General features: G+C 68.5%; 20 protein-coding genes. 9 read left to right on the forward strand and 11 right to left on the reverse strand.

Going from position 1 to position 23,737, the window contains the following annotated elements:
• The first annotated feature begins 219 nt into the window (after positions 1–219).
• Together acnA and EV668_RS10760 are read left to right on the forward strand one after the other, a co-directional pair.
• Positions 220–2,922, forward strand: coding sequence for an aconitate hydratase AcnA (acnA, locus tag EV668_RS10755; RefSeq protein WP_133769734.1), 2,703 nt, complete (start codon positions 220–222; stop codon positions 2,920–2,922).
• Between the two features lie 194 nt (positions 2,923–3,116).
• Positions 3,117–4,103, forward strand: coding sequence for a DUF3829 domain-containing protein (locus tag EV668_RS10760; protein ID WP_133769735.1), 987 nt, complete (start codon positions 3,117–3,119; stop codon positions 4,101–4,103).
• 34 nt (positions 4,104–4,137) lie between these two features.
• Here the strand turns inward: EV668_RS10760 and EV668_RS10765 are convergent, their stop codons facing one another.
• Both EV668_RS10765 and EV668_RS10770 read right to left on the reverse strand, forming a co-directional pair.
• On the reverse strand, positions 4,138–4,851 hold the full coding sequence (locus EV668_RS10765) for an alanyl-tRNA editing protein (RefSeq protein ID WP_133769736.1): 714 nt from the start codon (positions 4,849–4,851) through the stop codon (positions 4,138–4,140).
• 221 nt (positions 4,852–5,072) lie between these two features.
• A complete protein-coding gene (locus EV668_RS10770; protein ID WP_133769737.1) occupies positions 5,073–5,921 on the reverse strand; it encodes a fumarylacetoacetate hydrolase family protein in 849 nt (282 codons plus the stop codon).
• 128 nt (positions 5,922–6,049) lie between these two features.
• Here EV668_RS10770 and EV668_RS10775 point away from each other — a divergent pair, with 128 nt between their 5' ends.
• From EV668_RS10775 to EV668_RS10785, 3 genes are all read left to right on the forward strand, one after another.
• On the forward strand, positions 6,050–7,681 hold the full coding sequence (locus EV668_RS10775) for an acyl-CoA synthetase (protein WP_133769738.1): 1,632 nt from the start codon (positions 6,050–6,052) through the stop codon (positions 7,679–7,681).
• A 69-nt stretch (positions 7,682–7,750) separates the two neighbouring features.
• Positions 7,751–8,911: an ABC transporter substrate-binding protein gene (locus EV668_RS10780; protein WP_133769739.1), complete on the forward strand. Its 1,161-nt coding sequence runs from the start codon at positions 7,751–7,753 to the stop codon at positions 8,909–8,911.
• Between the two features lie 194 nt (positions 8,912–9,105).
• A complete protein-coding gene (locus EV668_RS10785) occupies positions 9,106–9,576 on the forward strand; it encodes a hypothetical protein (protein ID WP_133769740.1) in 471 nt (156 codons plus the stop codon).
• Positions 9,577–9,623: 47 nt separating this feature from the next.
• On the opposite strand, the gene EV668_RS10790 is transcribed toward EV668_RS10785, so the two are convergent.
• Both EV668_RS10790 and EV668_RS10795 read right to left on the reverse strand, forming a co-directional pair.
• The gene (locus tag EV668_RS10790) at positions 9,624–10,841 is read right to left on the reverse strand and encodes an LL-diaminopimelate aminotransferase (RefSeq protein WP_133769741.1); all 1,218 of its coding nucleotides are present in this window, start codon (positions 10,839–10,841) and stop codon (positions 9,624–9,626) included.
• 74 nt (positions 10,842–10,915) lie between these two features.
• Positions 10,916–11,179: a hypothetical protein gene (locus EV668_RS10795; protein WP_133769742.1), complete on the reverse strand. Its 264-nt coding sequence runs from the start codon at positions 11,177–11,179 to the stop codon at positions 10,916–10,918.
• Positions 11,180–11,341: 162 nt separating this feature from the next.
• On the opposite strand from EV668_RS10795, the gene EV668_RS10800 reads away from it, so the two are divergent.
• Positions 11,342–13,183 (forward strand): PHA/PHB synthase family protein, encoded by a 1,842-nt coding sequence (locus EV668_RS10800; protein WP_133769743.1) that lies wholly within the window; start codon positions 11,342–11,344, stop codon positions 13,181–13,183.
• A gap of 13 nt (positions 13,184–13,196) precedes the next feature.
• Here EV668_RS10800 and EV668_RS10805 read toward each other — a convergent pair whose 3' ends face one another.
• Complete coding sequence (locus EV668_RS10805) at positions 13,197–13,946, reverse strand: glutamine amidotransferase (protein ID WP_133769744.1); 750 nt, start codon at positions 13,944–13,946, stop codon at positions 13,197–13,199.
• 335 nt (positions 13,947–14,281) lie between these two features.
• Here EV668_RS10805 and EV668_RS10810 point away from each other — a divergent pair, with 335 nt between their 5' ends.
• Positions 14,282–14,677 carry a response regulator gene (locus EV668_RS10810; protein WP_133769745.1) on the forward strand — a complete coding sequence of 132 codons (396 nt, stop codon included), beginning with the start codon at positions 14,282–14,284 and terminating at the stop codon, positions 14,675–14,677.
• A 29-nt stretch (positions 14,678–14,706) separates the two neighbouring features.
• Here the strand turns inward: EV668_RS10810 and EV668_RS10815 are convergent, their stop codons facing one another.
• Positions 14,707–16,869, reverse strand: a complete 2,163-nt coding sequence (locus tag EV668_RS10815; RefSeq protein WP_425359601.1) for an adenylate/guanylate cyclase domain-containing protein — start codon at positions 16,867–16,869, stop codon at positions 14,707–14,709.
• 128 nt (positions 16,870–16,997) lie between these two features.
• Between EV668_RS10815 and EV668_RS10820 the strand changes: the two genes are divergently transcribed.
• The gene (locus EV668_RS10820; protein ID WP_133769746.1) at positions 16,998–17,864 is read left to right on the forward strand and encodes an EcsC family protein; all 867 of its coding nucleotides are present in this window, start codon (positions 16,998–17,000) and stop codon (positions 17,862–17,864) included.
• 6 nt (positions 17,865–17,870) lie between these two features.
• Here EV668_RS10820 and EV668_RS10825 read toward each other — a convergent pair whose 3' ends face one another.
• The 4 genes from EV668_RS10825 to efp are packed head-to-tail and all read right to left on the reverse strand — an operon-like array spanning position 17,871 to position 20,367.
• Entirely contained in the window at positions 17,871–19,043 is a 1,173-nt protein-coding gene (locus tag EV668_RS10825) for an aminotransferase (RefSeq protein ID WP_133769747.1), read from the reverse strand.
• Between the two features lies 1 nt (position 19,044).
• A complete protein-coding gene (locus EV668_RS10830; RefSeq protein WP_133769748.1) occupies positions 19,045–19,428 on the reverse strand; it encodes a hypothetical protein in 384 nt (127 codons plus the stop codon).
• Positions 19,429–19,467: 39 nt separating this feature from the next.
• Positions 19,468–19,779 carry a hypothetical protein gene (locus EV668_RS10835; protein ID WP_133769749.1) on the reverse strand — a complete coding sequence of 104 codons (312 nt, stop codon included), beginning with the start codon at positions 19,777–19,779 and terminating at the stop codon, positions 19,468–19,470.
• A gap of 21 nt (positions 19,780–19,800) precedes the next feature.
• Complete coding sequence (efp, locus tag EV668_RS10840; RefSeq protein ID WP_133769750.1) at positions 19,801–20,367, reverse strand: elongation factor P; 567 nt, start codon at positions 20,365–20,367, stop codon at positions 19,801–19,803.
• Positions 20,368–20,489: 122 nt separating this feature from the next.
• Here efp and epmA point away from each other — a divergent pair, with 122 nt between their 5' ends.
• Complete coding sequence (gene epmA / locus EV668_RS10845; RefSeq protein WP_133769751.1) at positions 20,490–21,527, forward strand: EF-P lysine aminoacylase EpmA; 1,038 nt, start codon at positions 20,490–20,492, stop codon at positions 21,525–21,527.
• A gap of 173 nt (positions 21,528–21,700) precedes the next feature.
• Here epmA and thrS read toward each other — a convergent pair whose 3' ends face one another.
• On the reverse strand, positions 21,701–23,659 hold the full coding sequence (gene thrS, locus EV668_RS10850) for a threonine--tRNA ligase (RefSeq protein ID WP_133769752.1): 1,959 nt from the start codon (positions 23,657–23,659) through the stop codon (positions 21,701–21,703).
• Positions 23,660–23,737 lie beyond the last annotated feature (78 nt).

A 23,737-nucleotide genomic window follows, 5' to 3' on the forward strand; every position in this document is an offset into this window, starting at 1 on the left:
GAATGACCCCAAACCACTGGCGCTTTCCCGCCGTCCGCACTATATAAGTCCCGGCTGCGCCGCGTGCATGAGCGTCCAATCCGCTCCGCACGCTGTTGAGGCGTCCGGGCACCCCCGAGCGGCGCGCGCTGAGAAGCGCATCGGCCGAACACTCCGTCTGCGCAGGACGACTGCGCGTGTTCGATCCTGCCCGCAAGGGCAAGCCAGGGGACCTCTTCGATGAGCCATCCGAATTCCTTCGGCGCCCGCCGGACTCTCACGGTCGGCGACAAGGCCTATACCTATTTCTCCATCGCCGAGGCCGAGAAGGCCGGTCTCGACGGCGTCTCCCGACTGCCCTTCTCGATGAAGGTGCTGCTCGAGAACCTGCTCCGCTTCGAAGACGGACGGACCGTCAAGAAGGCGGATGTCGAAGCCTGCAACGGCTGGCTCGCGAACAGGGGCAAGGACGAGGTCGAGATCGCCTATCGCCCGGCGCGCGTCCTGATGCAGGACTTCACGGGCGTCCCCGCCGTCGTCGATCTCGCGGCCATGCGCGATGCGATGGTCGCGCTCGGCGGCGATCCGGAGAAGATCAACCCGCTGATCCCGGTCGATCTCGTCATCGACCACTCGGTCATCGTCGACGAGTTCGGCACCCCGCGGGCCTTCGCCAGGAACGTCGAGCTCGAATACGAGCGCAACGCCGAGCGCTACAAGTTCCTCAAATGGGGCCAGAGCGGCTTCAAGAACTTCTCCGTCGTGCCCCCCGGCACCGGCATCTGCCACCAGGTCAATCTCGAGTTCCTCTCGCAGGCTGTCTGGACGCGGAAGGAGGCCGACGGCTCCGAGACCGCCTATCCCGACACGCTGGTCGGCACCGATTCCCACACCACCATGGTCAACGGGATGGCGGTGCTGGGCTGGGGCGTCGGCGGCATCGAGGCCGAGGCCGCGATGCTCGGCCAGCCCGTGTCCATGCTCATCCCCGAGGTGATCGGGTTCAAGCTCACCGGCCGGCTGCGCGAGGGCATGACGGCGACCGACCTCGTCCTCACCGTCACCCAGATGCTGCGCAAGAAGGGCGTCGTCGGCAAGTTCGTCGAGTTCTTCGGCCCGGGCCTCGCCGACCTTTCCGTCGCCGACCGGGCCACGATCGGCAACATGGCGCCCGAATACGGCGCGACCTGCGGCTTCTTCCCGATCGACGAGAAGACGATCGGCTACATGCGGACCTCCGGCCGCAGCGAGGAGCGCCTCGCGCTGGTCGAAGCCTATGCCAAGGCGCAGGGCATGTGGCGCGATGCCGACACCCCGGACCCGGTCTTCACGGATACGCTCGAACTCAACCTCGACACCGTCGTGCCCTCGATGGCCGGCCCGAAGCGCCCGCAGGACCGCGTCGAGCTCGACCACGTCAAGCGCGAATTCGCGGTCGCGATGGACAAGGAGTTCAAGAAGGCCGCGGAGGCCTCCAAGCGCTACAAGGTGGAAGGGGCCAATTTCGACCTCGGCCACGGCGACGTCGTGATCGCGGCCATCACCTCCTGCACCAACACCTCCAATCCCTCGGTGATGATCGGCGCGGGCCTCCTCGCCCGCAATGCCGTCGCCAAGGGGCTGACGGTGAAGCCCTGGGTGAAGACCTCGCTCGCGCCCGGCTCTCAGGTGGTGGAGGAGTACTTCAACAAGGCGGGCCTGCAGGTCTTCCTCGACAAGCTCGGCTTCAACCTCGTCGGCTTCGGCTGCACGACCTGCATCGGCAATTCCGGCCCGCTGCCGGAGGCGATCTCGAAGGCGATCAACGACAACGACATCGTCGCCGGCGCCGTCATCTCCGGGAACCGGAACTTCGAGGGCCGGGTCAATCCGGACGTGAAGGCGAACTATCTCGCCTCCCCGCCGCTGGTCGTGGCCTATGCCCTGGCCGGTTCGCTGCAGATCGACCTCGCCACCGAGCCGCTCGGCACGGGCTCGGACGGACAGCCGGTCTACCTCAAGGATATCTGGCCCTCGACGCAGGAGATCGCCGATTTCGTCGACCGGACGATCACCTCGGAGCTCTTCACGTCGCGCTACTCGGACGTCTTCACGGGTGACGAGCACTGGAAGGCGGTGCCCGTCACCGCCAGCCAGACCTATGCTTGGCCGGCCGGCTCGACCTACATCCAGAACCCTCCCTATTTCGAGGGCATGAAGAAGGAGCCGGCGCCGCTCACCGACATCGTGAACGCGCGCGTCCTCGGCCTCTTCCTCGATTCCATCACCACCGACCACATCTCGCCCGCCGGCAACATCCGGGCGGCGTCGCCCGCCGGCGAGTATCTGCTCTCGCATCAGGTCCGCGTCGCCGATTTCAACCAGTACGGAACGAGGCGCGGCAGCCATGAGGTGATGATGCGGGGGACCTTCGCCAATATCCGCATCAAGAACCAGATGGTGCGCGACGAGGCGGGGAACGTCGTCGAGGGCGGCTACACCATCCATCAGCCCTCCGGCGAGCGGATGTTCATCTACGACGCCGCCGAGAGGTACAAGGCGGAGGGCGTGCCGCTCGTCATCCTCGCGGGCAAGGAATACGGCACCGGCTCATCGCGCGACTGGGCGGCGAAGGGAACGAACCTGCTCGGCGTGCGGGCCGTCGTGACCGAGAGCTTCGAGCGCATCCACCGCTCGAACCTCGTCGGGATGGGCGTCATGCCGCTCGTCTTCGAAGGCTCGGACGGCTGGGCCTCGCTCGGTCTCAAGGGAGACGAGACCATCACGATCCGCGGGATCGCCGAGGCGCTGACGCCGCGCAAGAAGATGATCATGGAAGTGACGTCGGCGGACGGCTCGGTGAAGGAGGTCCCGCTCCTCTGCCGCATCGATACGCTCGACGAGCTCGAATATTTCAAGAACGGCGGCATCCTGCCCTACGTCCTGCGTCAGCTCGCCGCCTGACAGGCCAGCAGGTCCGCCGGCCATGCCGGCCGGCCCCGACGATCGGACGCCGCGGATGATCTCCGCGGCGTTCCCTTTTGTCGCATGTCGACCCGGGATCGGGGCGGTCCGACCGGACCGACGGACCCGCAAAGGTTGACTTCGCCCGGCCCGCCCGCTCCAAACCGGTTGCCGCACGACGCGCGGCGGATGCCATGGAGCTCACGTTGACGGCAGCAAGGGCGATCGCGACGATCGGATGGTGGGGCGCCGTGGCGCTTGTCCTCGGCCCGGCAGGAGCGCAGGCGGGGCCACGCGACGCGCCGATCGTCCTCGCCCAGAGCGTCACGAGCATCACGACGCGCGCGCCGAACCTTCTGCGACAGGACACCCAGTATCTCGACGTCGCGAAGCGGCTGCGCAGCCAGTGCGAGAACGCCGCCTGGACGCTCTGGAAATCCAATTCCTACGATCGCTGGCGCAACCGCAAATCGTCCATGATGACGATGCATTACATGAGCAGCTCCTACCCGAAGCTGCCGGAGCCGCCGCAGGACTGGCCGGAGCCGGCCCGCTCGGAACTCGGTGCCGCCGTGAACAAGGCGAACGACCTCGTCAAGGAGGCCGGCACCACCTTCAAGTCCCTCGCTGACTACATCAACGCGAAGGATTACGAGGACGACAAGTTCAAGAAGGGCGACGAATTGAACGCCCGGCTTCTCGAGATCGGCGAGACCTGCCACCGCCTCTTCAGCGAGATGACGGGGTTGTACACGACGATCGCCGAGCGGCTGATCGAGGCGCGCAAGAGCGGCGCGGCCCATCCCGAGACCGTCGGGACGATGGTGTCCGACTGGAAGGTCGCGCGCGGTCTTTCACAGGAGCTCGCCCTGCACGAGAAGGCGGATCCGGCCAAGGTCGACGCTCTGGTCAAGGAGATCTCGACCCTCGTCGACGAGCGCAAGGCGAACTTCGCGCCGCTCAAGGACAATCCCGATTCGGCGCTGAAGGGCTTCTACGAGAGGACCTACAACGACCAGGTCGCCGTGAAGATGCGGCGCTTCCTGCGCGACGCCAAGTCGCCGAAGGGCTTCAAGGACGGCGCCGAGGACCGGCCTCGCTCGACCTTCTGGAGCATCCGCGGCGAGATCGACGTCGCCATGCCCGACGCGATCCTGCGCTACATCCAGAGCGCGAAGTAAGTCCTGGCGCCGCCCCGAGACCGGGCGGCGCCCCTCAGACGAGCCTGATCCGCACCCGGCGGTTCTGCTTGCCCTTCTTCTCGATGTCGGTGACGGCGACCGCGCCGATCTCGCCCGTGCGGCACACATGCGTGCCGCCGCATGGTTGCAGGTCGATGCCGTCGATCCGGACGAGCCGCACCCGGCCGGATCCGCGCGGCGGCTTCACCGACATCGTCTTCACGAGGCCGGGATTGGCGTCGAGCTCCTCGTCCGTGATCCAGAGCGTATCGACGGCGGCATCCTTGGCGACGAGGTCGGCGAGCTTCGCGGTCAGATCCGCCTTGTCCAGCCCCGCCTCCTGGATGTCGAAATCGAGCCGGCCCTCGCCATCGCCAATGGACCCGCCCGTGACGGGATAGGGCAGGACGACGCTGAGAAGATGCAGCGCGGTGTGCACGCGCATCCGCGGCCAGCGCCTGCCCCAGTCGAGCCGGAGCGTGACGGGCTCCCCGATCGACGGTGTCTCGCCGCCCGGTGAGGCCGGGACATGGACGATCGCCTGGCGGTCGGGTCCGTAGACGCTGTTCGCGATCGCGATCTCGGCACCGTCGGCCCGCACGATCGTGCCGGCATCGCCCGGCTGGCCGCCGCCCTGGGCGTACAGCACGGTCCGATCGAGCACGATGCCGCCCTCGGGCGTGACGGCCGTGACGACGGCCGTGGCCTCGCGCAGATAGGCGTCCTCGCGGAAGAGCGGTTCGGTCATCTATCACTCCTCAAAGCTTGGCCGAAAACGGGAAATCCCCTCCCGTCCTCATGCTGAGGTGCTCGGCACGCATCTCGGGTGTTCCCGAGATGCGCTCCGAAGGATACCCAAGCCGGCAACAGCCGGCTTGGGTGCCGAGCCTCGAAGCACGCTCAACCGTCATGCGTCCTTCGAGGCCTCGCTCCGCGAGGCGCCTCAGGATGAGGAGGGAGTGGCCCCTCCTACCCCCGATAGGCCACGACCTTCTGGCGCTGCTCGCCGAGGCCGTCGATGCCGAGCGCCATCGTGTCGCCGGCCTTGAGGAAGCGCGGCGGCTTGAAGCCGAGGCCGACGCCGGGCGGCGTGCCCGTGGTGATGACGTCGCCGGGCTCGAGGATCATGAACTGCGAGGCGTAGGAGACGATCTTGCGGATGTCGAAGATCATCGTCTGCGTCGACCCGTTCTGGACGCGCTCGCCGTTCACGTCGAGCCACATGCCGAGCCGGCCGACATCCCCGATCTCGTCCGGGGTGACGAGCCACGGACCGAGCGGCCCGAAGGTCGGGCAGCCCTTGCCCTTCATCCACTGACCGCCGCGCTCGATCTGCCATTCGCGCTCGGAGACGTCGTTGCAGACGCAGAAGCCGGCGACGTAATCGAGCGCCTCGCTTTCGGACACGTAGCTGGCACGCTTGCCGATGACGAAGGCGAGCTCGACCTCCCAGTCCGACTTCGTCGACCCCTTCGGGATGATCACGTCGTCGTTCGGGCCGACGATGCAGGAGGGCGCCTTGTTGAACAGGATGGGCTCGGCCGGGATCGGCGAGCCGGTCTCCTTGGCGTGATCGGCGAAGTTGAGGCCGACCGCGATGAAGTTCCGCACGCCCGCGACGGGCGGACCGAACCGGCTGCCCTCGGGCGCGCGCGGCAGGGATTCGACGTCGAGCTTGGCGACGGCGTCGAGACCGCCCGAGGCGAAGAAGGCGCCATCGAAATCCGTGACGCTCCCGGACAGGTCGCGGATCGCGCCGCTCCCGTCGAGGATGCCGGGTTTCTCCTGGCCGGGCTGGCCGAACCGCACGAGCTTCATCTTGGACCTCCCTGAGACGGCCCAGTGTTGAGCCTATCGCAGGGCCGGCCGCAAGCCCGTTCGACAGAGCCATTTCCCCTCGGCGCCGGCGGCCCTACACTTCGGCCGATAAGAATCCGGGAGGACACGTGCTCAAGGCCGGCTCGACCTATGACGAGGTGCGCGACCGCTTCCGCTGGGAAGTGCCGGAGCACTACAATATCGGCACCGATGTCTGCGACCGCTGGGCGGAGGCGGACCCGGATCGCCTCGCCCTGATCGAGGCGCGGGCCGACGGTTCGGCGCGTGAGGTCTCCTTCCGCGAGTTGCGCGGGCTCTCGAACCGCTTCGCCAATCTTCTGCGCAGCCACGGGATCGGCCCCGGGGAGCGTGTCGGCATCCTCCTGCCCCAGGCCGTCGAAACCGCCGTCGCGCATATCGGCACCTACAAGGCCGGCTCGATCGCCATCCCGCTCTTCGGCCTGTTCGGCCCGGAGGCCCTCGCCTTCCGGCTCGCCGATTCCGGCGCGAAGGCCGTCGTGACCGACGCCGCGGGCGCGGCGAAGCTCGCGACCATCCGCGACGAGGTGCCGGCGCTGCGCGTCGTGTTCTCCGTCGACGGTGCCGGCGACGGTGCGCTCGGCCTCGCGGCGGAGATGGGGGGCGAGCCGGACAGCTTCACCCCGGTCCGGACGCGGGCAGACGATCCGGCGCTCATCGTCTACACCTCCGGCACGACCGGCCAGCCGAAGGGCGCGCTCCACGCCCACCGCGTGCTGCTGGGCCATCTGCCCGGCGTCGAGATGAGCCACGACCTCCTGCCACAGCCTGGCGACCGGCTCTGGACCCCGGCCGACTGGGCCTGGGTCGGCGGCCTGATCGACGTGCTGCTGCCCGGCCTGCATCACGGGGTGACGGTCGTCGCCCGGCGGTTCGAGAAATTCTCGGCCGAGGCGGCCTTCCAGCTCATGCAGGATTTCCGCATCCGCAACACCTTCCTGCCGCCGACGGCGCTCAAGCTCATGCGCGCCTTGCCGGACGCGGAGCGGCGCTACCGGCTCGACCTGCGCACGGTCGCCTCGGGCGGCGAGACGCTCGGCACCGAGCTCCTCGATTGGGGCCGGCGGGTGCTGGGCGTCACGATCAACGAGTTCTACGGCCAGACCGAATGCAACATGGTCGTCTCGTCGGCCGGCTCGCTGATGGAGGCCCGGCCCGGCTGGATGGGCCGCGCCGTGCCCGGCCACGAGGTCGCGATCGTCGACGAGGACGGCACGGTCCTCGGCCCCGGGGAACTCGGCTCGGTCGCGGTCCGGGCGCCGAACCCGGTGATGTTCCTGAAGTACTGGAACAACGAGGGCGCGACCTCGGCCAAGTTCCGAGGGGATTGGCTGGTCACGGGCGATCTCGGGGAGCGCGACGAGGACGGCTGGCTTCGTTTCGTCGGGCGCGACGACGACGTCATCACCTCCTCGGGCTACCGGATCGGACCCGGTGAGATCGAGGATTGCCTCCTTCGCCATCCGGCCATCGGCATGGCGGGCGTCGTCGGCAAGCCGGACCCCGAGCGCACCGAGATCGTGATGGCCTTCATCGTGCTGAAGGACGGGTTCGCGCCCTCCCCCGCCCTCGCCCGCGAGATCCAGGAGCATGTGAAGTCGCGCCTCGCGGCGCACGAATACCCGCGCGAGGTCGAGTTCGTGGAGGATCTGCCGATGACGACGACCGGGAAGGTCATCCGGCGGGCCTTGCGCGACCGGGCCTCTGCGCCGAAGGGTTGAGCCTGCATCCGCTCGACACGGTCTGACGACGCGTTACAAGAGCGGTCAAGGTTCCAGGGAGGAAGTAACATGAGACTCTTGACAGCGGCCTGCGCGCTCGGCGCGCTGGCCTTCGCGACGGGCGTGTCGGCCCAGACGGTGAAGGTGGGCATGACGGTCTCGACGACGGGCCCGGCCGCCTCGCTCGGCATCCCGGAGGCGAATACCGCCAAGCTCTACGCGAAGGAGATCGGCGGAGTGCCGGTCGAGGTCGTGGTGCTCGACGACGGGTCCGACACGACGAAGGGCGTCGCCAATACCCGGAAGCTCCTGACCGACGACAAGGCCGACGTCATCATCGGCTCGTCCACGACGCCCGTCTCCCTCGCGATGATCGAGGTCGTGAGCGACATCAAGGCGCCGATGATCTCGCTCGCGGCCTCCGCCGCCATCGTCTCGCCGATGGACGAGAAGCGCCGGTGGGTCTTCAAGACGCCGCAGAACGACCGCCTCATGGCGGATGCCATCGCCGACCACATGAAGGGGGCCGGCGTGAAGAAGGTGGCCTTCATCGGCTTCAACGACGCCTATGGCGACGGCTGGCTCAACGTGTTCGGCCCGGCCGCGAAAAGCCGCGGCATCGAACTCGTCGCCACCGAGCGCTATGCGCGGTCGGATACGAGCGTCACCGGGCCGATCCTCAAGGTGATGGCCGCGAAGCCCGACGTCGTGCTGGTGGCGGGCTCCGGCACGCCGGCCGCATTGCCGCAGAAGACGCTGAAGGAGCGCGGCTTCAAGGGCGTGATCTACCAGACGCACGGCGCCGCCAATGGCGACTTCCTCCGCGTCGGCGGCAAGGACGTCGAGGGCACGATCCTGCCGGCCGGCCCCGTTCTCGTCGCCGCGCAGCTGCCGGATTCGAACCCGACCAAGAAGGCGGGCCTCGAATACACCAAGCAATACGAAGCCATGTTCGGCGCGGGCACGACGAACACCTTCGGCGCCCACGCGAACGACGCCTTCGCCCTGCTCGCCGCGGCGCTGCCCGTCGCGACCAAGACGGCGAAGCCCGGCACGCCCGAATTCCGTGCCGCCCTGCGCGACGCGCTCGAGGGCCTCAAGGACGTCGTCTACAGCCAGGGCGTCGTGACCATGACCAAGGACGACCATGTCGGCCAGGACAAGCGCGCCCGCGTCATGGTGACGATCGAGAACGGCGCCTGGAAGCTGCTGCCCGAAGCGACGCAGTAGTAAAACGACGGGTTGCCGGGGGCGCTCCCCCGGCGACCCTTTCACCGAGCGGGTCGCATCGACGTCGACACCGGACCTGGCTGGATCAGCGGGCCTCGAAGCGCCGACGCGGTCCAAACTGCACTCTCACCGCAACAACGTCCCGGATCGGCTGACGCTCCCGCGTGGTCGCGTCCCATGCCTAGGAGCGTCCCGTGTCCGTTCGTGTCGTTCTCGCCGTCGTTCTTCTATCGTCCGCTCTCGGCGCCTGCGTCGCCGGCTCGCAGAGCGGCACCGCGCCTCAGGCGACGCTCACGCCGCAACAGCAGGCCGTTCAGGACAGGACGGCACGCGAAATGTTCGCGAGGCTCATTTCGCGACATCGCAAATACGGCGCGACGAACTTGTTCAGCGGTCGGCGGCAATATGTGAACGCTCTCGTGAGCGGGCCCGCCCTCGAAGAGAATGCCCTGACCGGCCCGACCCGGCGGATCTGCGCCAAGGTTCTGATCAAGAACGCGTTCGCCGGTATCGACCGGCAGGTGGAGTTGTCCGCCTCCGTTGTCGACGGACCGCAAGGCCTGACCCTCAGCATGGGCCCCGACGAGGATCTCCTCGGAGCTCGGTGCAAGGGGCCCTACGTCCCGTTCCCCGAACTCGAGGCGATCACCCGTCAGGCGTCCTGACGACCTGTCGGGACTGCCCGGCGCGGGGCGCGAAGCGATCCCCGCCCCTACCCGGCCTTCGCCAGCGGCACGACGTTGTGCAGCGTCCGGTCGGCATCGTCGAAGAAGCGCCGGATGCCGCGGGCGGCCTGTCGGATGCGCTGCTCGTTCTCGACGAGGGCGATGCGGACGTAATCGTCGCCGTGCTCGCCGAAGCCGATGCCCGGCGCGACCGCGACATCCGCCTTCTCGATCAAGAGCTTCGAGAAGGCGAGCGAGCCGAGCGGTTTGAACCTCTCCGGGATCGGCACCCAGGCGAACATCGAGGCGGAGGGCGCCGGGATGTCCCAGCCGGCCTTGCCGAAGGCGTCGACCAGCACGTCGCGGCGCTTGCGATAGGTGCGGCGCATCTCCTCGATGCAATCCTGCGGACCGTTCAGCGCCGCCGTCGCCGCGACCTGGACGGGCGTGAAGGCGCCGTAATCGAGATAGGACTTCACGCGGGCCAGCGCCGCGAGCAGCCGCTCGTTGCCGACGGCGAAGCCCATGCGCCAGCCCGCCATCGAGAACGTCTTCGACATCGAGGTGAACTCGACCGTGACGTCCATCGCGCCCGGCACCTGAAGCACGGAGGGCGGCGGCGCGCCGTCGAAATAGACCTCGGAATAGGCGAGGTCCGACAGGACGATCAGTTCGTGCTTCTTCGCGAAGGCGACGAGGTCCCGGTAGAAATCGAGATCGGCGACATAGGCGGTCGGGTTGGCCGGGTAGCAGACGACGACCGCGATCGGCTTCGGGATCGAGTGCACGACCGCGCGTTCGAGCCCCTGGAAGAAGGCGGGGGTCGGCTCCGCCGGCACGGAGCGGATGGTGCCGCCCGCCATCAGGAAGCCGAAGGCATGGATCGGATAGGAGGGGTTCGGCACCAGCACGACGTCACCGGGCGCCGTGATCGCCTGTGCCATGTTGGCGAAGCCCTCCTTGGAGCCGAGCGTCGCGACGACCTGGGTGTCCGGGTTCAGCTTCACGCCGAAGCGGCGCTCGTAATAGGCGGCCTGGGCGCGGCGGAGGCCCGTGATGCCTTTCGAGGCCGAATAGCGATCCGAACGCGGCTTGCCGGCGGTCTCGCAGAGCTTGGCGACGACATGGGCGGGCGCGGCGAGATCCGGATTGCCCATGCCGAGATCGACGATATCGGCGCCTTCGCCGCGGGCCTTGGCCTTGGCGCGGTTGACCTCCTCGAAGACGTAAGGAGGAAGACGCTTGATGCGGTGGAACTCGGACATCGGATGAACCTCTGCGCCTCGCGGGCGCGTCGTCATAACGGCCATGGGTGCCGGACCGGAACGGCGTCTTTGGTCTATTGCAGCTGATTCCCCCGGGCCGTCGTCCCGGCGCGCGTCCGTTCAAGATCGGCCTCTGCGTCCCCGACCTCCGACGCCGTCTTCGAGCGGTATCGCCGCTGCGGGGCCGAGGTGCCGACCGGGATGTAGTCGAGATTCGCGCGCCGCGTGCGGGAGACGAAATCCGGAGCGGGCTTCGGCTCGCCGCCCGTGACGCCGGCCGCGATGGCGAGATCGCGCGCCGGGTTCCCGCCCGAACATCCCGCCAGCGCTCCGGCCATGGTCAGGCCAAGACAAAGGGCGCTAAAGGACCTGAGGGACATGGTGTTCCGCCTGGGATGGCTCGGCCTGAAGCCGCGATCTTGTCTTTCGTGACAACATGGCCACGTGATGGTCAAGCTCTTGCAATCGAAGGCCGCGAGAAGCCCGCCAGGGAGAGGACGATGAGCGACACGCAGACGAAGGCTTCCGGCAAGCCGGCGGGTTCGCCCGGCGACGCCGGCGCCACGGCGCCGCCTCCCGATTTCGATGCCCTTTCGCGGAACATGGCGCTGTTCGTGGAAGCGGCCGGGAAGGCGAGCACCGCCTATCTCAAGCCCTTCGAGACGCGCAACAAGACACCCGGCCTCGCCGACGAGGTCAGCGAGATCGTCAAGACGATCGGCGCGGTCGCCGAGACCTGGATGACCGATCCGCAGCGGGCGATGCAGGCCCAGGCCCGGCTCGGCGCGAGCTTCGTCGATCTGTGGTCCTCGACCATGCGCCGCCTCCAGGGCGAGGAAGCCGCGCCGGTCGCCTCGCCGACGGCCTCCGACAAGCGCTTCGCCGCGCCCGAATGGTCGAGCAACGCGGCCTTCGATTTCCTGAAACAGGCCTATCTCGTCACGACCCGCTGGGCCGACGCGATGGTCGAGGAGGCCGAGGGGCTCGACGACCATACCAAGGCGAAGGCCGCCTTCTACGTCCGCCAGCTCTCCTCGGCGCTGTCGCCGTCGAACTTCGTGCCGACCAATCCCGAGCTTCTGCGCGAGACGTTGCGCGAGAACGGCGCGAATCTCGTCCGCGGCATGACGATGCTGGCGGAGGATATCGAAGCGGGCGGCGGGGAGCTCAAGCTGCGCCAATCCGATGCGACCAAGTTCCGGGTGGGCGAGAACGTCGCCGTCAGCCCCGGCAAGGTCGTCTACCGCAACGACCTGATCGAGCTGATCCAGTACGCGCCGCTGACCGAGACCGTCCTCAAGCGGCCGCTCCTGATCGTGCCGCCCTGGATCAACAAGTTCTACATCCTCGATCTCAACCCCGATAAGAGCTTCATCCGCTGGGCGGTCTCGCAGGGCCTGACCGTGTTCTGCATCTCCTGGGTCAATCCCGACGCCCGCCAGGCCGAGAAGGGATTCGAGGCCTATATGAAGGAGGGCATCCTCTCGGCCGTCGACGCCATCGAGAAGGCGACGGGCGAGAAGGCGGTCACGACGATCGGCTATTGCGTCGGCGGCACCCTGCTCGCCGTCACCCTCGCCTATCTGGCGGCGCGGGGCGACAAGCGGATCGACAGCGCGACCTTCCTCACGACCCAGGTCGACTTCACCCATGCCGGCGATCTCAAGGTCTTCGTCGACGAGGCGCAGGTCCAGGCCGTCGAGGCCGTCATGAAGACGCGAGGCTATCTCGAAGGCTCGCGCATGGCGAACGCCTTCAACATGCTTCGCCCGAACGACCTGATCTGGCCCTATGTCGTGAACGTCTATCTGAAGGGACAGGCGCCCTTCCCATTCGATCTTCTCTACTGGAATTCGGACGCGACGCGGATGCCGGCGGCGAACCACTCCTTCTATCTTCGCAACTGCTACCTCGACAACAAGCTGAGCCGCGGGGAGATGGTGGTCGACAACGTCAAGCTCGACCTCGGCCAGGTGACGATTCCGATCTTCAACCTCGCGACGCGCGAGGACCACATCGCGCCCGCGAAATCGGTTCATCTCGGCTCGAAGAGCTTCGGCGGCCCCGTGGACTTCGTCGTCGCGGGATCGGGGCACATCGCCGGCGTGGTCAACCCGCCGGCCAAGCCGAAATACGGCTACCGCACGGGGGCGCTCGATCCGGACGGCTCCTTCGAGGATTGGCTCGGCGCAGCCGAGGAGCATGCGGGATCGTGGTGGCCGTATTGGCTCTCCTGGATCGAGAGCCAGGCCCCCGAGCGCGTCCCGGCGCGGGAGCCGGGAGCGGGCAAGCTGAAGCCGCTCTGCGACGCGCCCGGAACCTACGTGCTGGAGAAATCCTGACGGCCGGCCGCGCCTATTCGGCCGCGATGGCGCAGGCCGCCCCGCCGGAGCTGCCGGCGAGCCAGTGATCGAGGAAGGCGTTCAGCCAGATGCGGACCGCGGGGTCGTGCTGGAAGCGCCCCTCGATCTGCCGGCTGCGATCCTGCGCGCCCGGCGCATCCAGGCGGGCCGCGCCCCGGACCGTCCAGCGGCACAGCATCGCGTGCGTGACCTCCGGGTGGAATTGCAGGCCGTAGGCCGCCCGGCCGACCCTCATCGCCTGGGTCGGGAAATCGTCGCCCGTCGCGAGAACCCGCGAACAGGGCGGGCAATCGAAGCCCTCGCGATGCCAATGATAGACATGGCCGGGCCAGGACGCGCCGAGTTCGGAGGACAGCGCCAATCCGTCGCTCGTCGGCAAGACGGGGTAGTAGCCGATCTCCGCGCGCCCCTCCGGATGCGCATAGACGCGCGCACCGAGATGACGGGCCATCATCTGCGCCCCGAGGCAAAGGCCCAGCAGGGGCTTCTCCTCCTTCAGCGCGACGCCAATCCAGTCGATCTCGCGGCGGATGAAGTCGTCGTCGTCATTCGCGCTCATCGGCCCGCCGAACACGACGGCGCCCGCATGCCCGGCCAGCGTCTCGGGCAGCGGATCGCCGAGACAGGGGCGGCGCAGGTCGAGGCGATGCCCTCGTTCGGCGAGAAGCCGGCCGACCCGGCCGGGGGTGGATGTCTCCTGATGCAGGACCATCAGGATCGGGAGAGGCGCGCTCATGGCCATGGTCAGATCCGGCCCTGCGAGATGGGACCCGTTCCGGACAATGCGCAGCGAATGGTGCCGATGGACGTCCGGACGCGCCGGCTCGTCGCCCTGTTGAGGAAAGACATGGAGGCGCTGGAGATAGTGTTGGGCCAGATGGTTAAATTTGCGTAGAGTTGAAATGCCTGCAACGGGCCTCGGCAAGATCGAGGCGCCGCCGCGGTCTGTGTTGCCGGATAGCCACAATTTATCCGCAGCCGCGCGTCACGTCCGGACAATGACCTTGTTCGCGGCTTGCATCGTCGAGAGAACTGCCGTTCTCTGCCTATTTCGAGCTCGGACAGGATCACGAGGGTATGAAGGACACGCCACGGCCGCCCCCCAACGGGTTCGCGGGCCTTCGCGTGCTTGTCGTCGAGGACGAGGTCGCGATTGCCTTGCTGCTCGAGGACATGCTGATGGATGTCGGCATCGAAGTGGTCGGGCCGGCGAGCAGGCTCGCTGAAGGCCGGGCGCTGGCCGAGCAGGAAAGGCTCGATGTCGCGATCCTCGATGTGAACGTCGCGGGCGAACCCGTCTATCCGATCGTCGACATCCTGGCCGCACGCGGCATCCGCTTCATCTTCTCGACCGGCTACGGGGCCGGCGGCATCGATCCCGCCTGGCGTGATCGGCCGGTCCTGCAGAAGCCGTTCTCTCAGGCCGAACTCGAAGCCGCCCTGGCTCAGACGGTCGCTGTCTCCGGCCCCTAGGGCCGGAAAGTTGGCCGAGACCAGCCTCCTCAAGGGCGCTTGAACGTGCGCACGGCGCTCTCGGATCCGTCCGCATAGACGAGCTGGATCTGAACGACCTCGGTGCCGTTCGGCAAGCTGACGAGCGAGGCGTTGGATGGCAGCGCGGCCGAACCCGAGGGGTCGCAGGCAGGCAGCGGCAATTGGCTTCGCGGCGGCTCGTCCCCGAACCCGATCATCACCCGCGACAGGGCACATCGGTTGCTGATGAGGCCGGCGAAGGACAGAACGCCCGGAAGGTCCTCGCGGAAACTCACCCAGCTCTCAGGGAACCGCTCGAGCGCGGCCCGCCCCGATTCGACGGTCGCGGCACCCGGATCGAAGGAGAGCGGGAACGGCCCCGCCTCGCGGCCGGAGCGGTCCTGATACGTAACGTACAGCGTCACCCGGCCCGTGCCCGGCGGCAGCTCGAACTCGACATTCGGCATGGGCTTGCCGGTCCGCGAATCCAGCGTCGCGGAAGAGCCCGTCGAGGTGAAGGGGCCCTGCTCCCCGATCCGCACCGCGATGGCGCTCGCGGGTTCGGGCAGGCTCAGGCGCGTCAGCCATCCCGTCGACGAGCGGGAGAAAGCCGCGGTCGGCCGGGTGCGCGCGGAGGAGAAGAACCGCTCGATCTCTCCACGCCGCCTGCGGGCCATGTCGAGCCAGCCGTCGAGGAAGGTCCGGTCGACGAAGCGACTGCTCAGGTCTCCCGACGCCGCAGCGTCGAGGAACCGTTCCGTGGCGTCGAAAGCGAGACGACGCTCGGTCAGGGTCGGGCCTCCGTCGCGCTGATCGAGCAGCGCATCCGCCATCAGATTATCCGCCGCCGCGACGCCGGGATGTGACGCGACGAAGGCCTCGAGGCGCTCCCGCCGGTCGTCCGTCTCCGAGCCGAAGGCCATCATCAGTTCGGCCGCGACGCTGGGATTGGTCCGTATCAAGGCAGCATAGGCCTGACGCACAGCCGCCGGCCCCCTGACCATCCGCAGCAGCGAGGCATAGCGGAAATGGACGTCGATCGCCTCGCCGGCGAGAGGGGCCGCCGCCGCATAGGCCGCGAGCGCGCCCGTGCGATCGCCCTTGGCCTCGAGGAAGCGGGCGTTGTGATAGAATTCCGGAAGCGAGCGCGCATCGGCGATGAGCCCCTCGCGTGCCAGCCCGGCATAGACTGTGGCGGGATCGCCGGTGCGATCCGGGCGCGCGGTCTCGGGCCGTGCCGGCTCGGGCTTCGGAGCCGGCGGCTTCGCGGGAGGACGCTCGGCGCGCGGACGCGCCGGCCTTTCGGGCTGCGCCGGCTTCTCTGTCTGAGCAGGCTTTTCGGGCTGGGGCGGCTTCTCCGGCTGTGCGCTTTCGCCGGGAGGAGCCGTGGCCTGCGGCTTGGGCGTACCCGCCTCCCCGTCAGGCGCCTGCTGCGCCGGCGGATGGAGATAGGGGTCGAGGATCGTATGCGCGAGCTGGAGGGCCGGGAGCGCGAAATAGACCATCCCCAGGATCGCCGCGAGCATGACGATGCGGCGGAGGAACCGCCGCAGGCCCGGCTCGCGCCGATCCGGGCGGGCCACGCTGCCGTCACGACGGGCGACCAGCGGCTCGGCTGCGACCATCATCTCGCCGGGCGAGCCGACGAGGTAGGCATGGACCGGCTGCGGGATGTTCTTGACCTGCCGGGGCCCGAGTTCCTTGAACCCGACGGACAGCTTGTTCGCGACAGCCTCATGGACCGAGCGCGACACGCAGATGCCGCCCGGAGGGGCGAGGCTTTCGAGGCGGGCCGCGATGTTGACCCCGTCCCCGAGGAGATCGCCGTCGCGCTCGACGACGTCCCCGATCGTGAGCCCCATCCGGAATTCGAGGCGCCGCTTCGGCTCGAGATCCAGGTTGCGGGTCTTCATCGCCTCCTGGATGTCGACCGCCGCCCGCACCGCCTCGACGGCCGAATCGAACTCGACCATGATCGAATCGCCGGCCGTGTTGAAGATCCGGCCGCCGACCCGCGCCACGAGCGCGTCGAAGATGTCCCTCGCCGCCGCAAGCTCGGTGAGGGTGCGCTCCTCGTCCTCCGCCACCAGCCGCGAATAGCCGGCGACGTCCGCGGCGAGGATCGCCGCGATCTTGCGCTTCATCGTGAAGGGGGGCGGGGTGCGAAGCGCGGCCGCGGTGGAGGCGTTCATGTCACCTGACTTGTGCATTGCGGCGCGGCAAGATGAAGGCAAAGTTGGTCTTCAGCCCATGTTTCCGCCGTTGTCGAGATGAACTGTTGCCCCACCTGGGCGGTTGAAGGCCGTCAGAGGAAGGAGCCATGACGACTCAACTCGCTGTCCGGGACGTCCCGAGCCACGAATCGCTGCCCGCCGAGGCAGCCGGATTGCCCCCCGAGGATGCCGCCGCCTTGCGCCTCGCGGTGCGGGCGCTCGAGCGCTCGACCCTGACCGGCCGCCTCAGCGCCATGGCGGGCAAGCCCCTCGAGATGATCGGCTACGCCCTGCCCGAACAGGCGCGTGCCATCGTCGGCGACGCGGTCGAGCGCGCACTCCGCACGGCTCTCGCCCTCGCGCTGAAGAGCCTGCCGGAGATGTCGAATGCGTCCGACCGGCCTCAGCGCCGCAGCGGACGGCGCGATACGACGCTCGCCGCCGCGAGCGGGGCGATCGGCGGGGCTCTCGGCCTCGTCTCGCTGCCCGTGGAGCTGCCCGTCTCGACGACGCTCGTCCTGCGGTCGATCGCCGAGATCGCCCGCGAGGAGGGCGAAGACCTCGCCGATCCCGAGACGGCCTTCGCCTGCCTTCAGGTGTTTGCGCTCGGCTCGCGGACCGAGTCGGACGACCTCGCCTCCAGCGGCTATTTCGCCGTCCGCACCGCTCTCGCGCGATCGGTCACCGAGGCCTCGCGGCTCGCGGGCGGTCGCACCATCGCCGACAGCGCGCCCTCCGTCGTTCGCTTCCTCGCCCAGATCGCCTCGCGATTCGGCATCGTCGTCTCGCAGAAGGTGGCGGCGACAGCCGTGCCGATCATCGGCGCCGTGGGGGGCGCCGCCGTGAATGCCGCCTTCATGCAGCATTTTAGGACGGTGGCGCGGGCCCATTTCACGGTCCGGCGCCTCGAGCGCACCTACGGCAAGGCCGCCGTGCGCGCGGCCTACGAGGAGATCAGGACGAACCTGACCTGAAAACGCTCAGCCCGGGGTGAAATCCCGGAGCCGGGTCGCGGCCTCTTCGAGCCGCGCCTCGTCGCAATTGGCGAAGGCCAGCCGGATGTAATCCTCCTGCCCCGGTCCGAAGGCGCTGCCCGGCAGCGTCAGCACGCCGCGGCGGGCCGCCATCTCCTCGCTGACCTTCGCCGAACCGACGCCATCGAACGGGTGGCGCAGATACGCGAAATAGGCGCCGAGGGCTCCGATCTCCCATCCCGGCAGCGCGGCGAAGACCGCCCGGCACGCCTCGGCACGGCCGTTCATCACGGCGCGGTTCGCCGCACGCCAGGCCCCGAGTTCCCAGATCGCCCAGGCCAATCCGGCCTGCCCGACCCGCGGCGCGCAGATCTGGACGCAATCGAGGATCTTGGCGATCTGCGGAATGAAACGCGGCCCGGCGATGACGGCGCCGGCCCGGAAGCCCGGCACGCAATAGCTCTTCGAGAAGCTGCACAGGCCGATCAGATGATCCCGCCAGGAGCCGGCGAAAAGATCGTGCGCCCGCCCGAGACCCGCCGGGAGGAAATCGCGATAGGTCTCGTCGAGCACAAGCACGATGCCGCGCCGCCTGCAGAGGTCGGCGAAGCCCGCGATCACCTCCGGCGGGTAGACCGCGCCGGTCGGGTTGTTCGGCGATACGAGCATGATCGCCCGCACGCGATCGGTCAGCAGCGCCTCGGCCTCGCCCGGATCGGGCACGAAACCCGCCTCTGGCCGGCAGGGCAGCCCCACGGTCTCGATCCCGAGCAGACCGAGATTCATCTGATAATTGAAGTACCAGGGCACCGGCATCATCACCGCGTCCCCGGCCCGCGCGAGCGCCATCGTCACGGCGAAGGCGGCGAGATTGGCGCCGGAGGTGATCGCGACCTCGCCGGGCGCGATATCCCCTCCATAGAGGGCCGAAACCTCCCCGGCATACGCCTCGCGCAGGGCCGCATCGCCGACGATCTCGCCGTAGCCGAAGCTCGTCGGAGCACCGGCCGCTCCCGACAGCCTGTCCACGAGACCGGGATGGGCGGGATAGCCCGGCACCGCCTGGGTCAGGTCGATCGCCGGTCCGTGTCGGCCGTCATAGCGCGCCGCCCAAGCCCGCGCCTCCGGGATGGGCGGGGCCGAAACGGCGAGAACGTCGGGGTTGATCGAAGCGCGCATCTCAATCCGCCGCATGCTTACGCAGTTCCGCCCGCACGAGTTCGACACCCTCGTCCTCGTGCCCGCCTCCCCCGCCCGGGGACAATCGAAACCGCAAGACCGGGCCGTCCGGCCCCTGCTCGACCTCGTAGCGTCCCGTCGGAAAGACCGACCGCCACGCGAATGCCGCGCCCTTCGCGATCAGCAGGTCGCGCATCGTCGGATCCTCCACGATGCGCCCGTCGGGATCCTCGATCCGGCCGTTGCGGCGCATCGCGTAGACGATCCCGTCGTGCTCGACCGAGCGCTCCTCCCGGAGCTTGAGCAGGAGCACGACGAAGCCGGCAATGGCCGCGAGGATCAGACAGGCGCCGAGCAATCCAGCGAGGAAGGCGCCGAGGGTCATCGCGGGAAGCCGGCCGCCGCGGGATCCGATCGGGAGACGTCAGTCACCGTCACCGCCGCCACCCCCTCCATCTCCGCCGCCGTCGCCCGTGTCGCCGGCCGACGCGTCGCTCGAGGCCTCGGGTCCGACGCCGCCGAGATGCTCGGCATGGGCCGCGGCGAGGGCGCCGATCAGCACCGCCCCCGCGACCGGGGCGCCCGAGGCGGTCTCGAAGCCGCCGCCCGGAGAGCGCCGGAACATCCGGCCCTCATAGGCGAACTCCGCCGCCTTGCGCCGGCGGCGTGCCCGCCAGACGACAAAGGCCAGGGCGGCGATCATCGCGACGACGACGAGAGCGTCGAAGCCACCCATCGGCCGGCGGCCTCGTGCGGATCAGTCCTTGGCGCGCTCGACGTAGGAGCCGTCGACGGTCATCACGACGATGCGCGTGCCGCTCTGGACATGCGGCGGCACCATGGTGCGGACGCCGTTCGAGAGCATCGCAGGCTTGTAGGACGACGACGCCGTCTGGCCCTTCACGGTCGGCTCGGTCTCGGTGATCTCGAGCGTCACGCGCGCGGGCAGTTCGAGCGCGATCGCATTTCCCTCGTGGACCGAGAGCATGCAGGCCATGCCTTCCTGGAGGTAAGGCGCGCTGTCGCCGACGATATCCTTGGAGACCACGAGCTGGTCGTAGGTCTCGGGATTCATGAAATGGAATCCCTCGGCATCCTGATAGAGGAAGGTGTGCTCCCGATCCTCGACATAGGCACGTTCGACCTGCTCGGTCGTGCGGTAACGCTCGGACACCTTCACGCCGTCCGAGATGCGCCGCATGTCGAGCTGGGTCACGGGCGTGCCCTTGCCGGGATGGATGTTCTCGGCCGTCACGATCACATAGAGCTTGCCGTCGACGTCGACGACGTTGCCCTTGCGGAGGCTGGAGGCGATGACTTTCACTGAGACTGTCCTTGACGTTCGGATGCGCGGCCGCGGCGATAATCTTGCGTCCGCCGTAACCGATCTCGTGCGCGTCCGCCAGTGAAAGCCGCCGCCCGCCCGTGCGCGGCCCCTGCCCGCCCATGACCGCTTCTCCCTGGTGGCGCGCCGATATCCACGCCGACCGGCGGCCTCGCCTTCTCCTGCGCAACCGCATCGCGGCCGCTCTCCGCGCCTGGTTCGCCGCCCGCGATTTCGTCGAGATCGATCCCGCGGCCCTTCAGGTCTCGCCCGGCAACGAGACGCATCTCCACGCCTTCTCCACGGAGGAGATCGGGATCGGCGGCGGCCGGCGCGCCTTGCACCTCCATACATCGCCGGAATTCGCGCTGAAGAAGCTCGTCGCGGCGGGCGAGTTGCGGCCATTCTCGCTGGCGCATGTCTACCGGAACCGGGAGCGCAGCCCGCTGCACCATCCCGAATTCACGATGCTCGAATGGTACCGGACGGGCGAGCCCTACGACGCGGTGATCGCCGATTCCGTGGCGCTCGTCCGGCTCGCGGCGGAGATCGCGGGACGGGACGACTTCGCCTTTCGGGGACGCCTCTGCGACGCGGCGGCGGAGCCCGAGCGCCTTCCGGTCACGGAGGCCTTCGCACGGCTCGCAGGGATCGACCTCCTCGCGACGCTCAGCCCCACTGGCGAGCCCGACCGCGCGGCGCTCGCGGATGCCTGCGGCGAGGCCGGCATCCGGATCGCTCCGGACGACACCTGGTCGGACATGTTCAGCCGCGTCCTCGTCGAGAAGGTCGAGCCGCGCCTCGGCATCGGCCGGCCGACCATCCTCGACCGCTATCCGGTCCCCGAGGCCGCCCTCGCCCGCCCCTGCCCCGACGATCCGCGCCTCGCGGAGCGGTTCGAGCTCTATGTCTGCGGAGTGGAACTCGCGAACGGCTTCGGCGAATTGACCGACCCGGCCGAGCAGCGGCGCCGCTTCGAGGCCGACATGGAGGAGAAGGCGCGCCTCTACGGCGAGCGCTATCCGATCGACGACGAGTTCATCTCCGCCCTCGCCGCCATGCCCGATGCCTCGGGCGTGGCGCTCGGCCTCGACCGCCTCGTCATGCTGGCGGCCGGCGCTGAGCGGGTCACGGACGTGATCTGGACCCCCGTGGCGTAGGGCTCATCGGGCTCCGACGACACCGCGCCTGACCCCTCCCCTCCAGGGGAGGGCGAGTCGGCGCCAGCCGACCGGGGTGGGGTGACGCCGGGAGCTGGGTTGTCCCCACCCCGGTTCGACGCTTCGCGTCGACTCGGCCCTCCCCCGCGGGGAGGGATCGGGGCGCGCGACGCTCACCCCTCCCGCAGGTCGGGCGCGGTCGCCTCGGCCTTCAGCGCGGCGAGGGCCTCCTCGAGGCTCATCCCGGTCTGGTCCTTCGAGCCGAAGCGCCGGATCGAGACACGGCGTTCCTCCGCCTCGCGGCGGCCGAGGACGAGCAGCACGGGCACCTTCGCGAGGGAATGCTCGCGGACCTTGTAGTTGATCTTCTCGTTCCGCAGGTCCGCCTCGACCCGCAGCCCCGCCTTCCGCGCCGCCGCGACCACCTCGTAGGCATAGTCGTCGGCATCGGAGGTGATGGTCGCGACCACGATCTGCGTCGGCGCGAGCCAGAGCGGGAAATTCCCCGCAAAATGCTCGATCAGGATGCCGATGAAGCGCTCGATCGAACCGCAGATCGCCCGGTGCACCATGACGGGCGGCTTCTTCGCGCTGTCCGTGTCGACGAAGGTCGCCCCGAAGCGCTCCGGCAGGTTGAAGTCCACCTGCGTCGTGCCGCATTGCCAATCCCGGCCGATCGCGTCGCGCAGCACATATTCGAATTTCGGGCCGTAGAATGCGCCCTCCCCCGGATTGACCTCGGTCTTGACCCGGCCACCCGACGTCTCGCGGATCGTCTCGAGCACCTTGCCCATCACGGCTTCGGCATGGTCCCAGGAGGCGTCCGAGCCGACGCGCTTCTCCGGCCGCGTCGACAGCTTCACGACGATCTCCCCGAAGCCGAAATCGGCATAGGTCGAGAGGATCAGGTCGTTGATCTTGAGGCATTCCTCGGCGAGCTGGTCCTCGGTGCAGAAGATATGCGCGTCGTCCTGCGTGAAGCCGCGCACGCGCATCAGCCCGTGCAGCGCGCCCGAGGGCTCGTAGCGGTGCACCGCGCCGAATTCCGCGAGCCGCATCGGCAGGTCGCGATAGGAGCGCAGGGAGTGCTTGAAGATCTGCACATGGCCCGGACAGTTCATGGGCTTCAGCGCGAAGACCCGCTTGTCCTCCGCCTCCTCGCCCGCGGACTGCGCCCCGAACATGTTTTCCTTGTACCAGCCCCAATGGCCCGACGTCTCCCAGAGGGAGGTCGAGAGGAGCTGCGGGGCGTTGACCTCCTGGTAGCCGAGCTTGTCGAGGCGCCGGCGCATATAGGCGATCAACGTCTGGAACAGCGTCCAGCCCTTCGGGTGCCAGAAGATGACGCCCGGCCCCTCCTCCTGGGTGTGGAAGAGGTCCATCTCGCGCCCGAGGCGGCGGTGGTCGCGCCTCTCGGCCTCCTCCAGCCGGTGGAGATAGGCGGCGAGGTCGGCCTCGCTCGCCCAGGCGGTGCCGTAGATGCGCTGGAGCATCGGATTGTTGGAATCGCCGCGCCAATAGGCGCCGGCCAGCCGCACCAGCTTGAAGCCCTGGCCGATCTGCCCCGTCGAGGCGCCGTGCGGGCCCCGGCAGAGATCGAGCCACTCGCCCTGCTTGTAGATCTTGAGGTCCTGCCCCTCGGGGATCGCGTCGATCAATTCGAGCTTGTAGGTCTCGCCCTTGGCCGCGAAATAGGCCTTGGCCTCGTCCCGGCTCCAGATCTCGCAGGTGATGGGCGTGTTGCGCGCGATGATCTCGCGCATCCTCTTCTCGATCCGCTCGAGGTCCTCCGGGTGGAAGGGCTCGTCGCGCGCGAAATCGTAATAGAACCCGTTCTCGATGACGGGGCCGATCGTGACCTGCGTGCCGGGATAGAGGTCCTGCACCGCCTCCGCCATCACGTGGGCGGCATCGTGCCGGATCAGTTCGAGCGCCTCGGGCGCGTCGCGCGTGACGATCTCGATCCGCGCGCCGTCGGGCACGGGCGCCGACAGATCGGCGATGGTGCCGTTCACCTTGGCGGCCATCGCCTTCTTGAGCAGCGATTTCGAGATCGCGCCCGCGATGCCGGCGCCGGTCGTCCCGTCCGCGAATTCGCGGGCGGCGCCATCGGGGAAGGTCACGTGAATCATGGGAGCGATCGGATCATGCGCGGGAACCGCGCTGTGTCGCGCAATCTCCCGGCGAGGACAAGGTGCAGAGGCGCCGGC

This window comes from Enterovirga rhinocerotis (assembly GCF_004363955.1).
GTDB classification, from domain to species: Bacteria; Pseudomonadota; Alphaproteobacteria; order Rhizobiales; family Beijerinckiaceae; genus Enterovirga; species Enterovirga rhinocerotis.

What these genes read in the sequence shown, in the direction of transcription:
- acnA (WP_133769734.1), top strand. Translation starts at nt 220, where the DNA reads ATGAGCCATCCGAATTCCTTCGGCGCCCGCCGGACTCTCACGGTCGGC.
- EV668_RS10770 (WP_133769737.1), bottom strand. Translation starts at nt 5,921, where the DNA reads ATGAAGCTCGTGCGGTTCGGCCAGCCCGGCCAGGAGAAACCCGGCATC.
- EV668_RS10830 (WP_133769748.1), bottom strand. Translation starts at nt 19,428, where the DNA reads ATGACCCTCGGCGCCTTCCTCGCTGGATTGCTCGGCGCCTGTCTGATC.
- EV668_RS10790 (WP_133769741.1), bottom strand. Translation starts at nt 10,841, where the DNA reads ATGTCCGAGTTCCACCGCATCAAGCGTCTTCCTCCTTACGTCTTCGAG.
- EV668_RS10765 (WP_133769736.1), bottom strand. Translation starts at nt 4,851, where the DNA reads ATGACCGAACCGCTCTTCCGCGAGGACGCCTATCTGCGCGAGGCCACG.
- EV668_RS10825 (WP_133769747.1), bottom strand. Translation starts at nt 19,043, where the DNA reads ATGCGCGCTTCGATCAACCCCGACGTTCTCGCCGTTTCGGCCCCGCCC.
- EV668_RS10815 (WP_425359601.1), bottom strand. Translation starts at nt 16,869, where the DNA reads ATGAACGCCTCCACCGCGGCCGCGCTTCGCACCCCGCCCCCCTTCACG.
- EV668_RS10780 (WP_133769739.1), top strand. Translation starts at nt 7,751, where the DNA reads ATGAGACTCTTGACAGCGGCCTGCGCGCTCGGCGCGCTGGCCTTCGCG.
- EV668_RS10795 (WP_133769742.1), bottom strand. Translation starts at nt 11,179, where the DNA reads ATGGCCGGAGCGCTGGCGGGATGTTCGGGCGGGAACCCGGCGCGCGAT.
- epmA (WP_133769751.1), top strand. Translation starts at nt 20,490, where the DNA reads ATGACCGCTTCTCCCTGGTGGCGCGCCGATATCCACGCCGACCGGCGG.
- thrS (WP_133769752.1), bottom strand. Translation starts at nt 23,659, where the DNA reads ATGATTCACGTGACCTTCCCCGATGGCGCCGCCCGCGAATTCGCGGAC.
- EV668_RS10800 (WP_133769743.1), top strand. Translation starts at nt 11,342, where the DNA reads ATGAGCGACACGCAGACGAAGGCTTCCGGCAAGCCGGCGGGTTCGCCC.
- EV668_RS10805 (WP_133769744.1), bottom strand. Translation starts at nt 13,946, where the DNA reads ATGGCCATGAGCGCGCCTCTCCCGATCCTGATGGTCCTGCATCAGGAG.
- EV668_RS10820 (WP_133769746.1), top strand. Translation starts at nt 16,998, where the DNA reads ATGACGACTCAACTCGCTGTCCGGGACGTCCCGAGCCACGAATCGCTG.
- EV668_RS10810 (WP_133769745.1), top strand. Translation starts at nt 14,282, where the DNA reads ATGAAGGACACGCCACGGCCGCCCCCCAACGGGTTCGCGGGCCTTCGC.
- EV668_RS10835 (WP_133769749.1), bottom strand. Translation starts at nt 19,779, where the DNA reads ATGGGTGGCTTCGACGCTCTCGTCGTCGTCGCGATGATCGCCGCCCTG.
- EV668_RS10760 (WP_133769735.1), top strand. Translation starts at nt 3,117, where the DNA reads ATGGAGCTCACGTTGACGGCAGCAAGGGCGATCGCGACGATCGGATGG.